Origin of the sequence: Streptomyces sp. NPDC002588 (genome assembly GCF_040295925.1) — a bacterium.
GTDB lineage: Bacteria > Actinomycetota > Actinomycetes > Streptomycetales > Streptomycetaceae > Streptomyces.
The window spans coordinates 178312-193383 of sequence record NZ_JBEOWF010000013.1 but is presented as its reverse complement, the minus strand read 5'-3'; the positions used below and the strand labels follow the sequence as shown (position 1 = coordinate 193383).

Annotated in this window: 13 protein-coding genes, 1 tRNA gene and 1 pseudogene; 4 read left to right on the top strand and 11 right to left on the bottom strand. The window is 71.4% G+C overall.

Annotated features, from left to right (window positions below):
• Nucleotides 1-33: 33 nt before the first annotated feature.
• Nucleotides 34-639 carry a lytic polysaccharide monooxygenase auxiliary activity family 9 protein gene (locus ABT057_RS17415; RefSeq protein ID WP_352343912.1) on the bottom strand — a complete coding sequence of 202 codons (606 nt, stop codon included), beginning with the start codon at nt 637-639 and terminating at the stop codon, nt 34-36.
• Between the two features lie 126 nt (nt 640-765).
• A complete protein-coding gene (locus tag ABT057_RS17410) occupies nt 766-1893 on the bottom strand; it encodes an SPFH domain-containing protein (RefSeq protein ID WP_352343911.1) in 1128 nt (375 codons plus the stop codon).
• A 286-nt stretch (nt 1894-2179) separates the two neighbouring features.
• Between ABT057_RS17410 and ABT057_RS17405 the strand changes: the two genes are divergently transcribed.
• Nucleotides 2180-2253: transfer RNA gene (locus tag ABT057_RS17405), tRNA-Lys, on the top strand.
• Between the two features lie 194 nt (nt 2254-2447).
• On the opposite strand, the gene ABT057_RS17400 is transcribed toward ABT057_RS17405, so the two are convergent.
• The 5 genes from ABT057_RS17400 to ABT057_RS17380 form a co-directional block, all read right to left on the bottom strand.
• Nucleotides 2448-3107, bottom strand: a complete 660-nt coding sequence (locus ABT057_RS17400) for a class F sortase (protein ID WP_352343910.1) — start codon at nt 3105-3107, stop codon at nt 2448-2450.
• A 3-nt stretch (nt 3108-3110) separates the two neighbouring features.
• Nucleotides 3111-3782 carry a hypothetical protein gene (locus tag ABT057_RS17395; protein ID WP_352343909.1) on the bottom strand — a complete coding sequence of 224 codons (672 nt, stop codon included), beginning with the start codon at nt 3780-3782 and terminating at the stop codon, nt 3111-3113.
• A gap of 104 nt (nt 3783-3886) precedes the next feature.
• Nucleotides 3887-4666 carry an HAD-IIA family hydrolase gene (locus ABT057_RS17390; protein ID WP_352343908.1) on the bottom strand — a complete coding sequence of 260 codons (780 nt, stop codon included), beginning with the start codon at nt 4664-4666 and terminating at the stop codon, nt 3887-3889.
• Nucleotides 4667-4770: 104 nt separating this feature from the next.
• The gene (locus ABT057_RS17385) at nt 4771-5712 is read right to left on the bottom strand and encodes a hypothetical protein (protein WP_352343907.1); all 942 of its coding nucleotides are present in this window, start codon (nt 5710-5712) and stop codon (nt 4771-4773) included.
• Nucleotides 5713-5889: 177 nt separating this feature from the next.
• Nucleotides 5890-6996 (bottom strand): ROK family transcriptional regulator, encoded by a 1107-nt coding sequence (locus ABT057_RS17380; protein WP_352343906.1) that lies wholly within the window; start codon nt 6994-6996, stop codon nt 5890-5892.
• Nucleotides 6997-7064: 68 nt separating this feature from the next.
• Between ABT057_RS17380 and ABT057_RS17375 the strand changes: the two genes are divergently transcribed.
• Nucleotides 7065-8138, top strand: coding sequence for a Gfo/Idh/MocA family protein (locus ABT057_RS17375; RefSeq protein WP_352343905.1), 1074 nt, complete (start codon nt 7065-7067; stop codon nt 8136-8138).
• Complete coding sequence (locus ABT057_RS17370) at nt 8138-8659, top strand: heme-degrading domain-containing protein (protein ID WP_352343904.1); 522 nt, start codon at nt 8138-8140, stop codon at nt 8657-8659. Before ABT057_RS17375 ends, ABT057_RS17370 begins: the two co-directional genes overlap by 1 nt.
• A gap of 64 nt (nt 8660-8723) precedes the next feature.
• Here ABT057_RS17370 and ABT057_RS17365 read toward each other — a convergent pair whose 3' ends face one another.
• The 4 genes and pseudogenes from ABT057_RS17365 to ABT057_RS17350 form a co-directional block, all read right to left on the bottom strand.
• The gene (locus tag ABT057_RS17365) at nt 8724-9581 is read right to left on the bottom strand and encodes a fumarylacetoacetate hydrolase family protein (RefSeq protein WP_352343903.1); all 858 of its coding nucleotides are present in this window, start codon (nt 9579-9581) and stop codon (nt 8724-8726) included.
• A 170-nt stretch (nt 9582-9751) separates the two neighbouring features.
• A complete protein-coding gene (locus ABT057_RS17360; RefSeq protein ID WP_352343902.1) occupies nt 9752-10453 on the bottom strand; it encodes a YidC/Oxa1 family membrane protein insertase in 702 nt (233 codons plus the stop codon).
• 74 nt (nt 10454-10527) lie between these two features.
• On the bottom strand, nt 10528-10842 hold the full coding sequence (locus tag ABT057_RS17355) for a DUF6412 domain-containing protein (RefSeq protein WP_352343901.1): 315 nt from the start codon (nt 10840-10842) through the stop codon (nt 10528-10530).
• Between the two features lie 31 nt (nt 10843-10873).
• A pseudogene (locus ABT057_RS17350) lies at nt 10874-11077 on the bottom strand (winged helix-turn-helix transcriptional regulator); the annotation flags it as partial.
• A gap of 202 nt (nt 11078-11279) precedes the next feature.
• On the opposite strand from ABT057_RS17350, the gene ABT057_RS17345 reads away from it, so the two are divergent.
• Entirely contained in the window at nt 11280-14948 is a 3669-nt protein-coding gene (locus tag ABT057_RS17345; protein ID WP_352343900.1) for a S8 family serine peptidase, read from the top strand.
• The last annotated feature ends 124 nt before the right edge of the window (nt 14949-15072 follow it).

Sequence of the window (15072 nt, the reverse complement as noted above, 5' to 3'; positions counted from 1 at the left end):
GGCGACGTCGGAAGGTGCCGTCAGAAGGTGACGTCAGAAGGTGACGTCCGAGCAGGCGTAGAACGCGTTGCCCGTGTCCGCGATCGTCCAGACCGCGAGGATCACGTGGTGTCCGCTGAGGCCGGACGGCAGGGTGCCGCTGTGGGAGAGGGTGGCGGGCGGACGCTGGCCGCCGTAGGGGACGGTGAGGAACGGGGTGAGCTCGAGGTCGGAGCGGGCCAGGTTGTGGTTCTGGTTCCAGCCCTGCTTGGTCACGTAGTACTTGAAGTCGGTCGTGGCGTGCATCGCGGTGAACTGCCAGCGGAAGGTGTAGCTCTGGCCGCCGGTCACCTTCGTGGTCGGCCACGCCCCGCCCGACGGGGTCTTCGGGCTGTCGAGCTGGGCGAAGCGGGTGTTGTTGGCGGAACAGAGCTGTCCGTCGGCCGCCCCTGAGCCCGGGAAGCCCTTCGGACCCTCGACGCTCTGCGGCTCCCACTGGATGTCGCCGCAGTTGGTGACGGTGCCGTTCTGGCAGAGCTTCTGCCGGCTGACGGGGAGATCGGTGTAGCCGTGCCCGCTGGCGCCTCCGGCCGAGAGCACGAAGGCTCCGGTGGTGGCAAGGCCCAGCACGGCGGCGTAGAGCCTGGTCTTTGTGCGCATGCTGCCGCTCCTGGAGAACGTGGGGAGTTCCGTGAGCTTGCGAGCCCGCGAGCCGTGCAGGTCTAGACCAAGTGTGAGGTTATTGCCGTTTCTTGGTCATGTCCAGACCAATCGCGGCAGTGGATTTCACGGGCCCTGCTCCCCGCGCCCCGCACAGAACGCCACCGTCAGGTCCTTCACCAGCGCCTTGCGCTCGTAGTCGTCGAGTTCCACCAGCCCCCGCATGGTCAGCCGGGTCACCGTGTCCTCCACCGAGTCGACCACCGAGGTCAGCACGGTCGCCCGGTGCTGCGCGTCGAGCGCGGCGATCCGGCGGCGGTGCATCGCGGCGGCCACCTCGGGGGCGTACTCGACCCGCAACGGCTGCACCGAGTACACGTCCACACCGATCGCGCCCGCGTCCTGCGCGACCCGCCGGGTCAGCGCCTCCCCCGCCGCCTCTACCGAGCCCCGCCCCGAGCCCGGCGTCTCCACCGGGATCCGGGCCAGCGCCGCCTCGACGCACTCGTGCAGATACGTCTCGTGGGCCTCGACGCCCAGCGTGGCCCGCGCGGTGTCCCGCACCCGCCACACCACGAGGACGACCACCCGCAGCCCCATCCCGCCGCCGTCGGCCGCCGCCATCGGCTCACTGCGCCAGTGCCGCAGCCGTACGTCGACCCGGCGGCGCAGCAGCAGCGGGTTGACCCACAGCAGACCCGTACGGCGGACCGTCCCCCGGTAACGCCCGAACAGACCGAGCACCCAGGCCCGCCCGGTCCGCCCCCGGGCCAGCCCGCCGAAGCCGAACAGCCCCAGCGCGCCCGCCCCCGCGTACGCCGCCCACTGCGCCGGACCGAGCCCGGCTCCCGTGTACGCCGGCAGCCGCAGCGCGTACCCGGCCGCCGGCGGCAGCACCCCGGCCCACCAGGAGGTGGCCAGGCACCCCGCCGCCCCGCAGGCCCCGGCGAGCACGCCGGCCGCGCCGGGCAGCACCCGTGCCGACCGCTCCACCAGCGCGGGGTCGACCTCGGCGAGCGGCCGCGGCTTCGCCGGTACCGGCCGCCGCAGCCTCGGCTGCTCCCCGGTACCGGCCCGGCTCGCCACGACGGCCGGCCCGACGGGCCCCGGACACGGCTCGGCCTCGTCGCGGAAGAGCAGGTGGACGGGGATCTCGGTGGTGGCCTCGTTGTGGATGAGCCGGGTGGGCCGGCTCTGCCCGGCGTCGGGCGCCGGTCCGTCGGGCTCCGGCAGGTGTGAAGTGGTCGTGTCCATGCGTGCCTCCAGCCTCCGCGCCAGATACGCCATGACAGTGATGGCCGGGAAAGTGCCGCCTACGAGAGCAGCCACTTCAGAGAGAAATGTCCGTGTCTGTACATGTTCGTCAGTTTCTCAACTGGTCTCCCGGCGCGCATGCTGACGGTCCGAATGATGTACGCGGCACGGAGGCGGGAAGGGGCCCGGAAACGGGTGGCGGGAAGGCGGCCGGCAGGGGCCGGGGGATGGCCGCCGGGTGGTCGGAGGCATCCACGGACGTCCTGTAGAGTTGTGCCGCCAGCAGGCGCCGCTAGCTCAGTTGGTTAGAGCAGCTGACTCTTAATCAGCGGGTCCGGGGTTCGAGTCCCTGGCGGCGCACAGACGAAGAAGGTCCCCTGCGAAAGCAGGGGGCCTTCTTGTCGTACGGACATACGTGCGAGACGGTGGCTCTCACAGCCTCCCGCGCCGGTCGCCGGGTTACTCCCGCAGCCCGGGCGTGCGCGGTCGAGGACCAGCCCGGTCGGCGGCTTCAGGGGGAGCGGGCCGCCGACCGGGCTCGGGTGAGACGTGCTTCAGAGGGCGGTGCCGGTCAGGTACGCCGACACGATCACGTTCGCCGTGTAGCTGTGGCTGACCCGGTCGAACGTACCGCCGCAGGTGATCAGACGCAGTTCGGCGCGGTCCGGCTGGCGGGTGCCGTACGCCTGCCGGGCGTCGAAGCCGTCGCGCTGGACGACCTCGACGCCGTCCACGGTGAACAGGGCGACCTTCCCGTCGTCGCGGACCACCCGGATCGTCTCGCCCGCCCGCATGGTGCTGAGCTTGTAGAAGACGGCCGGACGGGTCTCGGTGTCGACGTGCCCGACCATCAGCGCGGTGCCCTCGGCGCCGGGCTTCGCGCCGGCCGCGTACCAGCCGACGACGCCCGCCTGGTCGAAGGGCGGGGGATCGATCGCCCCCTCGGTGTCCAGGCCGCGGGCGACCACGGGCGCCTGGACTCCGAGTTCGGGGATGTCGATGCGCTGGGGCAGCGCCTGGCTCAACGGCCGTGCCGCGGGCGGCAGTTCGGTGTCCGCCGGGCGGCCCACCGCGGCCACGTCACCCGTCGTCGGCGCGGATATGCCCCGCCGTACGTCGGTCACCTCGCGTCCCCACAGCCACAGCCCGAGCAGCAGCAGCGCCCAGGCCACACCGGTGAGGAGGCGACCGGAGGAGCGTTCGCCGTCGGACATGGCTCAGCCCGTCCCGCGACTCCGCCGGGCGCCCCGGTACACCACGACGGTCGCGGCGACGCCCGCCAGGACCAGCCCGGTGACGGTCTGCGCGGTACCGGGGCCGTCGGCCCGCGCCTCGTCGACGGAGTCGGCGGAGCCCGCGGAAGCGACGGCACTCGTGGAGCCGGCGGAGTCGGCGGAACCGCCGACGGCGAGCCGCGCGGTACCGCCACCGCCCGCGTGGACGGGGGCGACGGGAGAGGCGGGGACGATGGGGACCGACGGCTGACGCGGCCCCGTCCCGGACTCCGACTCCGCGTCCGAGTCCGACTCCAACCGTGCCACGACCTCGATCCTGCCCTTCACCTGGAAGTCGACACAGGTGATCCGCACGTCGTAGGTGCCGGCATTGGCCGAGGAGCGGACCCGGGTCTCGCCGAAGAGCGTGCCGCCCGCGCCGACGAGCCGGGCGTCGGCGACGAAGGCGGCCGAGGCCGCGGTGGCCGTTTTGCCGCCGCAGCCGCTGACCTTCAGCATGACGTCGGCGCCGGGCGAGGGCGTGGACGGCGTCACCGAGACGCTGCCGGTTCTGCCGCCGTCGCCGCTGTCGTCGCCCACGGCATAGGCCGTCGGGATGAGCACCGCGGCGGCTGCGGCGGCGCTCGCACAGAGAGTGACTTTCAGTGAACTCATCGTGAACCTCCAGGTATCTGGAGACTCCCCCGCCGGGACCGGATCCGCATCCCATGGCGGGGTCGTACTACTCCGTCCGGGTGTGTTCCCGCGTCGGCCGGGTTTCAGATCCGGTCGACGAGGTCCGCGATCGAGTCGACGACCTTCGACGGACGGTACGGGAAGTCCTCCACCTGCTCGGGCCTGGTCAGACCGGTGAGCACCAGGAACGTCTGCATCCCCGCCTCCATGCCGGCCAGCACGTCGGTGTCCATGCGGTCGCCGATCATCGCGCTGGTCTCGGAGTGTGCGCCGATCGCGTTCAGCCCGGTGCGCATCATCAGGGGGTTGGGCTTGCCCGCGAAGTACGGCTGCTTCCCGGTCGCCTTGGTGATCAGCGCGGCGACGGCGCCGGTGGCGGGGAGCGGACCCTCGGTGGACGGGCCGGTCTCGTCGGGGTTGGTGCAGATGAACCGGGCGCCGTCGTTGATCAGCCGGACAGCCTTGGTCATCGCCTCGAAGGAGTAGGTGCGGGTCTCGCCGAGGACGACGTAGTCCGGCTCGTGGTCGGTGAGGATGTAGCCGATGTCGTGCAGGGCGGTGGTGAGTCCGGCCTCGCCGATGACGTACGCCGTGCCGCCCGGCCGCTGGTCGTCCAGGAACTTGGCGGTGGCGAGCGCGGAGGTCCAGATGTGGTCGATCGGCACGTCCAGGCCCATCCGCTGCAGGCGGGCGTGCAGGTCGCGCGGGGTGTAGATCGAGTTGTTGGTGAGGACCAGGAAGGGCTTGCCCGACTCGCGCAGCTTCTTCAGGAAGGCGTCGGCGCCGGGGATCGGGACGCCCTCGTGGATGAGCACACCGTCCATGTCGGTGAGCCACGACTCGATGGGCTTGCGGTCTGCCATGTGCGGGATCTCCTGCCGTACGCGGGTGCGCCCCAGCCTAATCACACGCCCGATCTTGGGGAATGGCCGGAATCGTGACGTCCACGGGCTGGGATCGGCGGAGCTCAGTTGCGTCGGCGGATGAGCAGCAGAGCGGCGCCGGCGGCCAGGAGGGCGGCGGTGACGGCGAAGAGGACGGGGGCGGGGGTGAGACCGCTGCTGGCGAGTTCCTCGGCGGCGTCGGCCCCGGGGGAAGGGGCGGCGCCGGCGGGGTGCGGGGAGGGCGAGGCGGCGTCCGGCACGGGGTCCTTCCCGGGGGCGGCCCCGGTACCGGCGGATGTTCCGGGTCCCGTGGCGGCTCCGCCGGCGGTGCCGGTCGGGGGCACGGTCCTCGCGTCCGTGCCCGTACCCCTGTCCGCGCCCGTACCCCTCCCCGGCGCCGTCTCCGTCCGGCTCCCGGTCCCGCTCTCGGCCGGGCGGGGGTCGGTCTCGACGACGAAGCGGTAGTCGTTCGACTGGCCGACCCAGTCGCCGTCGTCGCCGTGCCGCTGGACGACCGCCGCGTTGGCGGTGACGTCCCCCGGCGGGGTGTCGGAGGTGAGCGCGAGGCGCAGTCCGACGGTGAGGGTGGTGCCGGGGTCGACGGTGAAACCGGGAAAGTCCTCGTCCTCGTCACCGGAGTCCTCGGGCCCGTCCGTGAAGGCGCCGACGAGTTCGGCCTCGTCGGTGGACTCGAAGCGGACCGGGTGCGGGCGGCCGTCGGCGTAGAAGTCGAGGTGGGGCTGGGTGACCTTGAGGGCGCGCGCGGTGTCGACGAGGACGACGACCGGATGGATCCCGGTGCAGGCTCGGCGGGTGTGGTTGGTGAGGTCGAGGTACCAGGTGCCGTATCCGCCGCCGGCCCGGTAGGAGTCGGGGCCGCCGTACAGACGGGTGGTGAGCGGGAAGGCGCCGCTGTCCGAACCGGCGCAGGACGACGCGGCTTCCGCGTGCGCGGGCACGGGAAGGAGTGCGGCGGCGGCCGCGAGACAGAGGGCGGCTGTGGGCGTGGACACTCGCATGGACATGTGAGCCTGCCGGGCGGGGCGTGGATCGGGACGCCAACACTCCGTGCGATTGTGTGATTTGCTGCTATTTCCCCCGTTTGGCGGATCTTTGCGCAGATCTTCGCGCGGATCCTTGCCCGGATCCTTGCGCGGTGTGACGCCGAGCCCTGCGGCCGCGCCTTTCGCCGGCCGCCCGCCTCAGCCGTCCCCCCGCCCGAACACCGGTGCCAGCAGCAGCTGGGCCGCACCCAGGGCGACCCCGCGGTCCCCGCCGGGGGCGAGCCGTACCGGTACGGCACCTCCGGACGACCCCTCGCGCCGGGCGCGGTCGGCGAGCACCGAGGCGACCCCGCGCACGAACGGCCCCGGTGTCGCCGTGACCGTACGGCCGCCGAGCAGCACGAGGTCGATGTCGAGCAGGCCGACGAGGTTCGCGGCGCCCTCGCCGAGCACCCGGGACGCCTCGCTCACGTCCCCCTTGCCGATGGCCGCGAGGCACAGCGCCTCGACGCAGCCCCGGTTGCCGCACCAGCAGTGCAGCCCGTCCATCTGGATGACCTGGTGCCCGAACTCCCCCGCACCGGTGCGCGCGCCCCGGTGCACGGTCCCGCCGATCACCAGGCCGGCCCCGAGCCCCGTACCGAGGTGGAGGTAGGCGAAGGAGCCGCCTTCGCCGCCGACGGCGAGTCCGAGCGCGGCGGCGTTGGTGTCCTTGTCGACGACGACCGGAACCCCGAGGCGGTCGGCGAGGGCGTCTCGCAGCGGGAAGCCGTCCCACTCCGGGAAGCCGGTGACGCGGTGCAGAACGCCGTTGACATGGTCGAGCGGCCCGGGAAGGGCGACGCCGACACCGAGCAGGCTGGCGCCCGCGGCGCGCGCCAGCGCCCCGGCCTCCGCCACCAGCACGCCGAGGACCGCCTCCGCGCCCGCGCCCAGGTCCAGCGGCACGCGCCGCTCTCCCGCCACGCTCCCGTCGAGGTCGACCAGGACCGCCCGCATCTCGTCCCGGTCCAGATGGACGCCCACGGCGTGCCCGGCCTCCGGGACCAGCCGCAGTACCGTGCGCGGCTTGCCCCCGGTCGAGGCGCGATGGCCCGCCTCCGCGGCGAACCCCTCCTCCCGCAGCCGGGCGGTGATCTTGCTGACGGCCTGCGGGGTGAGTCCGGTGCGGTCGGCGAGTTCCAGCCTGCTGATGCCGTCCGGTCCCGCCGACCGCAGCAGGTCCAGCACCAGCGCGGCGTTGTGGTTGCGCAGGTCCGGCAGGTTCACCCCTGCCGTGCGGCTGCCTCCGTTCGTCCTGTTCACGCTTCCATTCTCCCCCGCTTGCACTTTGGCAACAGCGTTGCCAAAGTGGGACCATGACAGGTACCTCCATGACAGGCACTCCTCTCCGCGCGGGCCTGGTCGGCTACGGCCTCGCCGGCTCCGTCTTCCACGCCCCGCTGATCGCCGCCTCCGAGGGCCTGGCCCTGGACACGGTGGTCACCTCGAACCCCGAGCGGCAGGAGCAGGCCCGCGCCGAGTTCCCGGACGTCACCGTCACCGCCACCGCCGAGGACCTCCTCGCCCGCGCCGACGCACTCGATCTGGTCGTCATCGCGTCCCCGAACAAGACGCACGTCCCGCTCGCGACCGCCGCCCTGAAGGCCGGTCTGCCGGTCGTCGTCGACAAGCCGATCGCCGGCACGGCGGCCGAGGCCCGCGAGCTGGCGGCGCTCGCCGACGAGCGCGGCCTGCTCCTCTCCGTCTTCCAGAACCGCCGCTGGGACAACGACTTCCTCACCCTGCGGGCACTCGTGGCCGACGGCGAACTGGGCGACGTACAGCGCTTCGAGTCCCGCTTCGAGCGGTGGCGGCCACAGCCGAAGGGCGGCTGGCGGGAGTCCGGCGCCCCCGAAGAGATCGGAGGTCTGCTGTACGACCTCGGCAGTCACGTGGTCGACCAGGCGCTGTTCCTGTTCGGCCCGGCGGCCTCCGTGTACGCCGAGGCGGACATCCGCCGGCCCGGCGCCGAGACCGACGACGACACCTTCATCGCGCTCACACACACGAGCGGCGTCCGCTCCCACCTGTACGTCTCCGCCACGGCCGCCCAACTCGGCCCGCGCTTCCGGGTGCTGGGCTCGAAGGCCGGCTACGTGAAGTACGGCCTCGACCCCCAGGAGGCGGACCTGCGGGAGGGCGCGCGCCCCGGCACGACGGCCGACTGGGGCACGGAACCCGAGGAGCTGTGGGGCCGGGTGGGCTCCGGGGATTCCCCGTTGAGCGGTGGCGGACGACCCGTTCGGACCCTCCCCGGCGACTATCCCGCCTACTACGCTGCGGTGGCCAAGGCACTGATCGACGGCGGCCCCAACCCGGTGACCGCCCTCGAGGCGGCCGCCGCCCTCGACGTCCTGGAGGCGGCCCGCCGTTCGGCACGAGACGGAGTGGCGGTGACGCTGTGATGGGTACCCACGGATCTCTTGGAAGTCATGAGTTGACCCCGAAGTTCACCCCGGAGATCACCCCGACGCTGGAGGAGCTCCAGAGTCAGGAACGACGGCTGGTCTTCCCCCAGTTCACCTACGACGACGCGTGGGCGCTGGGCTCGCTCCTGGTGGAACTCGCGAGGGAGCGCCAGGCCCCCGTCGCCATCGACATCCACCGGGCGGGCCAGCAGCTCTTCCACGCGGCCCTGCCCGGCTCGGCCCCCGACAACGACGCCTGGATCACCCGCAAGCGCCGGGTGGTGGAACGCTTCGGCGCGTCGTCCTACCTGGTGGGCTCCCGCTGCCGCGCCAAGGGCACGACGTTCGAGGAGTCCGCCCGCCTCGACCCCGACGAGTACGCCGCCCACGGGGGATCCTTCCCGATCAACGTGGAGGGAGTGGGCGTCATCGGCGCGGTGACGGTGTCGGGCCTGCCGCAGCTGGAGGACCACCGGTTCGTGGTGGAGGCCTTGGAGGAGTTCCTGGCCAAGGGGTGAGCGGCCGGCCAAGGGGCACGGGGCCGGCGGACCACCACGGCCCCCCGGCCCCGAAGCGGAGCGCCTACGCGTCCTTGAACTCCTGCCGCTGCCTGCCCAGGCCGGAGATCTCCAGCTCCACCACATCCCCCGCCCGCAGGAACGGCTTCGGCTCGGGCGCCCCCACCGCCACCCCCGCCGGTGTCCCAGTGTTGATCACGTCACCGGGATACAGGGTCATGAACCGGCTGACGTACCGCACCACTTCACCCACCGGGAAGATCTGCTCGGCGGTCGCCCCGTCCTGCTTCAGCTCCCCGTTGACCCAGAGCTTCAGGGACAGGTCCTGCGGGTCGGCGACCTCGTCGGCCGTCACCAGCCACGGCCCCAGCGGATTGAACGTCTCGCAGTTCTTCCCCTTGTCCCAGGTGCCGCCCCGCTCCATCTGGAACTCCCGCTCGGACACGTCGTGCGCCACCGCGTACCCGGCGACGTGCGCGAGCCCCTCCTCGGGCGACTCCAGGTAGCGGGCGGTACGCCCGATGACGACCGCCAGCTCCACCTCCCAGTCGGTCTTGACGGACCCGCGCGGCACCAGCACGGTGTCGTACGGTCCGACGACCGTGTCCGCGGCCTTGAAGAAGATCACGGGCTCGGTGGGCGGCTCGGCCCCCGTCTCGCGGGCGTGGTCGTGGTAGTTCAGCCCGATGCACACGATCTTGCCGATCCGGCCCAGCGGCGGGCCGACCCGCAGCCCGGCCGGATCCAGGACCGGCAGTTCACCGGAGTCGGCGGCCGCGCGGATCCGGTCCAGCGCGCCCTGATCGGCGAGCAGCGCGCCGTCGATGTCGTCCACGACACCCGACAGGTCCCGCAGGGTTCCGTCGGCATGGAGCAGCGCGGGGCGCTCCGATCCCGCCGTACCGACTCGCAGCAGCTTCATGGTCCGTCACCATCTCCCTCGATCGCGAGCGTCCTCCGAAGGAGGCTGCCGGGCGAAACCGGGTAGTGCCGGGTACTGCCGGGTGCAGCCATCGGATGACTGGTCGATCCTCCAAGCTGGGCGTCCGCTCCGCAATACCCGGTTCACGTACTGGACCGTCACCTGTGCCGTCACCTGTACAGGGCCGCCCGTTCGACCGCGCTCCACGTCGTGCTGGTGATGACGTACAGCGCGGCGGCCAGCGGGACGACGGCCACCGTGATCAGGGTGAAGAAGGACAGGAACGGCACGGCCTTGGTGACCGCGCCGATCCCGGGCACCTCCTCGCCGGTGCCGGTCTGCGGCAACGGCACCCGCCGGGCCCGTACGAAGTTGAAGGCGGCGACGGCCAGGGCGACGGCGAAGAGGGCGAGGTAGACCAGCCCCGCCGGGCCGAACATCCCGTCGCCGGTCAGCGCGTCCGCCCAGCGGTCGCCGAGGGGCGCGGAGAGAAGCCGGTGGCCGAGGAGTTCATTGGTCTCGCCGCCGATCGAGGAGCTGGAGAAGAGGTGGTAGAGGAGGAAGAAGGCGGGCAGTTGAAAGAGGCTGGGCAGCAGCCCGGACAGCGGCGACACCTTTTCCCGCGCGTGCAGTTCCAGTACGGCCTGCCGGAGCTTCTGCGGGTTCTTCGCGTGCTTCCCGCGCAGTTCGGCGATCTTCGGCTGCAGCGCCGCACGGGCCTTCTGGCCACGGGCCGCCGCTCGTGACAGGGGATGTACGAGGAGTCGTACGACCGCGGTGAACAGGACGATCGCGCCGGCCGCGGCGGACACGCCCAACAGCGGCTGGAGCAGGTCGGCGAGACGCTCGACCAGGGTGGCGAAAACGGACATGGGTGAGGAGCCCTCCGGCAGGGTGTCGGGTCAGGACGGGACGGCATGACGACCCGCGCCGAACCGGGAGGGTCCTACGCGGTGGTCGTCCGGAGGGAGTGGCCGGGGGCACGGGGGCGTGGCCGGCCGGAGGCGTCCGGGTCGCGTTGCGGCAGGAAGGCCGTACGGCGGGCGCGGTCCCTGATGGCCGTACGCACCCGGTTGGGCGGTACGACGGGAGCGCTGCGCGCGGCGACGAGGGCGGAGACGGCGAGCGCGGAGGAGACGGCGGCGGTCGCGGCGAGCGCGACGGCGGCCGAGAGGCTGCCGGAGTCGAGGAGGAGGACGTCGAGGACGAGGAAGAGGAGGAGCGGCGGGGTGGCGCGCACGGCGAGCCGTTCGCGGATCACGTTCCCTCCCTCTCTCTCGCGCCCCCGGTGCTCATACCTGACCGGTCTCGATCGGTTCCAGGAGCCGCTTCGGCTTGAGCAGCGCCCGGCTGACCGGATCGGCCGGGTCGGGGTCGAGTGCGGGTCCCGGCACCATGAGGACGTCCGGGACGGGTACGAGGGTTCCACGGACGGCACATTCGCCGTACGGGCCGAACTCGGTCCCGCAGCCGGCGTGCAGGAAGCAGCGCAGTCGCAGCACCGGCTCCGGTGAGGGCCGGCCGTCACACCCCGCCGCCGCCCTGTCCGTCCGTCAACCCTCTTGGCCGAGAAAGGCATTGGCACTCCCTGGCCACAGCAATCACTTGAGTCGCTTTGCGCACGACACTCACTCTGAGTACTGGCTTCCGCTCCACGAGAGCGGAGGCGTTTCAGTGTTCAGGGGAGGACGTCCACACATGCGAAGACTCCACGCCTTTTGGGTCGTGGCAGGAGCGGCCGGGCTGCTCGCCGGGGCGGTCACGCCCGCGGCGGCCGGTCCCGCGTCCCCGTTCGACCAGCCGGCCACCACGCCGGCACCACACACCGACACCCAGACCGTCACCCTCATCACGGGCGACACGGTTTCGGTCACCACCGGGTCCGACGGCAAGTCCGCCGTCGACATCGAGCGCGGCAAGGGCCGTGAGGCCGCCACCTTCCTGTCGACCGAGCGCGACGGCGAGGTCAGCGTCCTGCCGGCGGACGCGATCCCGCTGGTGAAGGCGGGCCGTCTCGATCCGACCCTGTTCAACGTCACCCAGCTGGTGAAGCAGGGGTACGCGGACTCGAAGACCGGCACCACGCCGGTGATCGCGACGTACAAGAGCGGCAGCGCGACCCCCGAGGGCGCACGCCGGACGCTCAAGCTGCCCGCGATCGACGGGGCCGCGATGAGCGCGAAGAAGTCGACCTCGTTCTGGGCCGACATCGCTCCCGCGCTCGGCACCGCACCCACCACGAAGGCCGCGAAGCAGCTCGGCGAGGGCATCGACAAGATCTGGCTCGACGGCAAGGTGAAGGCGTCCCTCGACGTCAGCGTGCCGCAGATCGGCGCACCCGAGGTGTGGAAGTCGGGCTACGACGGCAAGGGCGTCGACGTCGCCGTCCTGGACACCGGCGTGGACACCGGGCACCCGGATCTGGCGGGGAAGCTCGCCGAGACGCAGAGCTTCGTGCCGGGCGAGACGGTGCAGGACGGCTTCGGCCACGGCACCCATGTGGCGTCCACGATCGTCGGCTCCGGCGCGGCCTCGGACGGCAAGCGCAAGGGCGTCGCGCCAGGCGCTGATCTGTTCGTCGGCAAGGTGCTCGACAACACCGGCAACGGCCAGGCCTCGTGGATCATCGCGGGCATGGACTGGGCGGCCCACTCGGGCGCGAAGATCGTGTCGATGTCGCTGGGCGGTGACGCCACCGGCCCCTCCGACATCCTGAGCGAGACCGTCGACGAGCTGTCCGCCTCCACCGGCACCCTCTTCGTGATCGCGGCGGGCAACTCCGGTCCGGCCGAGCAGACCATCGGCACCCCGGGCATCGCCGATTCGGCGCTGACGGTCGGCGCCGTAGACAAGTCCGACAAGCTGGCCTCGTTCTCCAGCCGGGGCCCGCGCACCGGCGACTCCGCGATCAAGCCGGAGATCACCGCGCCGGGTGTGGCCATCACCGCGGCCCGCGCCGCCGGCACCTCCATGCCCGGCAGTACTACGGTCGACGACTACTACTCGACGGCCAGCGGTACGTCGATGGCGACCCCGCATGTCGCGGGCGCCGCGGCGCTGGTCGCACAGGCCCACCCCGACTGGACGGGCCAGCAGATCAAGCAGGCGCTGGCGACCACGGCGAAGACCATGCCGGACGCCGACGTCTTCCAGCAGGGCGACGGCCGCGTCGACGCCGTACGGGCGGTGAATCAGGGCGTCTTCGCGACCCCGGCACTGAGCTTCGGCAAGTACGAGGAGGCCGACACCGAGGTCGCCACCAAGGACATCACGTACACCAACACCACGGACAAAGCGGTGGAGTTGAAGGTGTCCTCGTCACTTCACGACGCCGCACTGAACGTGGACACGGTCACCGTCCCGGCGAAGGGCACCGCCACCGTCGCGGTCACGGTCGACCCGGCCGAGGAGGCGACGGGCCGGTACACGGGCCACATCACCGCGAGCGCCGACGGTGTCCTCGTCACCACCGCCGTCGGCTTCGAGAAGCTGCCGAAGACCTACGACCTGAAGGTGTCGCTGCTGGGCCGCGACGGCAAGCCGTCCACGGGCGCGTCGCTCTTCATGCTGCAGGAGCTGAACGGCGCGTACCCCGACACCTACGGGTTCATCGGCAAGGACTACACCTTCAAGGTGCCGGCCGGTACGTATTCCATGGCGTCCTGGATCTCCAAGCGGGACGCGGCCGGACTGGAGGTCGACACCTCGATCGTCGGCGATCCGGAGATCAAGATCGACAAGGACACCGAGGTCGTCCTCGACGCCCGCAAGGCGGTCGAGATCAAGCCGAAGACCAAGGAGGACTCCGAGTTCCGGGGCTTCACCACCACCTGGCACCGGGAAGGCCCGGGCACTGGCTTGGGGGTGGCCTACAGCCAGGGCTGGTGGACCGACCACGTCTATGTGGCGCCCACCGAGAAGGTCACCCAGGGCATGTTCGAGTTCTCCTCGAAGTTCCGTCTGTACGCCAAGGAGCTGACGGCGAGCGTCACCAGCCCGGAGAAGTACGCGCTTCCCCTCGACTACGCGCAGACGTACAACGGCCTCCCCGTGAAGGTCAGCGGTGACCACACGGTGCGGGCGGTGGACGCGGGCGCCGGAACCGCGGCCGACTTCAAGGGACTCGACGTCAAGGGCAAGGTGGCGGTCGTCCACGTGAGCGCCGGTAAGACGGCGGACGAGGCACTGACCAACGCGACCGCGGCCGGGGCCGGTTACGTCCTCGCCTACCAGGAGACGCCCGGGTACTGGCTCGGCTCCGTGCAGAGCATGACCATCCCGCTGATGCTCGCCACCGGCGAGGACGGCGCGAAGCTCGGCGCCCTGCTGAAGAGCGGGAAGAAGGTCAAGCTGAAGCTGGCCGGCACTCCGGTCAGTCCGTACGTGTACAACGTGATGTTCCCGCAGGTGGGGGCCGTCTCGGCCAACCAGACGTACAACCTGAACAGCTCCAACACGGTGAAGCAGACGGTTCGCTACCACGGGGCCCGGGCCGGTGATGTCGGCAAGGACGCCGTGTACCGGTACCGCCCCTGGCAGGGGGCCGACATCGCGACCACCAGCACCGTACAGCTCGGCACGGAGCGCACCGAGTACTACAACGTCTCCGACACCCGGATCTGGCACGCCGTCTATCCCAACTGGAAGGCGATCCAGCCTCAGTGGGGGGCCGTGCGGACCTTCGACAAGGCGGGCAAGCAGCCCGATGAGGACTGGCTGGGCCAGGTCGTCCGCCCGGCGACCGCTCAGCGGTACGGCCTCTCCCAGCGCACCGGTGACAAACTCACCTTGCGGATCCCGGAGCTGAGCGATTCCGCACCGGACCACTACGGATCCGTGGACAACGTCCAGGACACCGCGAAGGGCAAGCTGTACGCGGACGGTCAGCCGGTCGGCGACACCGCACTCGGCGGCTACGGCGCCTTCACCGTCCCGGCGGCGCAGTCCTCGTACCGCCTCGTGGTCGACACACAGCGCACGGCCGACTGGGCGGCGTACTCCACCGGCACCCACACCGAATGGTCCTTCGCCTCGGCGCACACGGACCAGCAGACGGCGCTCGGGCTGCTCTCGGTCGACTACGACGTGGCCGGGCTCAACCTCCTCAACAGTGTTGAGGCCGGGCACACGTCGAAACTCGGCCTCTCCGTCCGGAACCAGTCGGGCGGCGTCACCGCCAGTTCCCTGAAGGCCTGGGTCTCGTACGACGACGGCACCTCCTGGAAGGAAGTGAAGGTCAAGAACGGCAAGGCGGAGCTCAAGCACCCGAAGAAGGGCGCCGGGTTCGTGTCGCTGCGCGTACGGGCCTCCGACCAGGACGGCAACACGGTCGACCAGACGGTCGTACGGGCGTTCGGCCTGAAGTAGGCGACCGCCGCCAAACGTGGCGAAAATTCTTGACAAAGACCGTCTACGGTGCCGGGTCATGGTGAACACGGCATACGACACGGCAAGGGAGACCCCTACCGCGAGCCCCTGGGCCGCGGTGGGG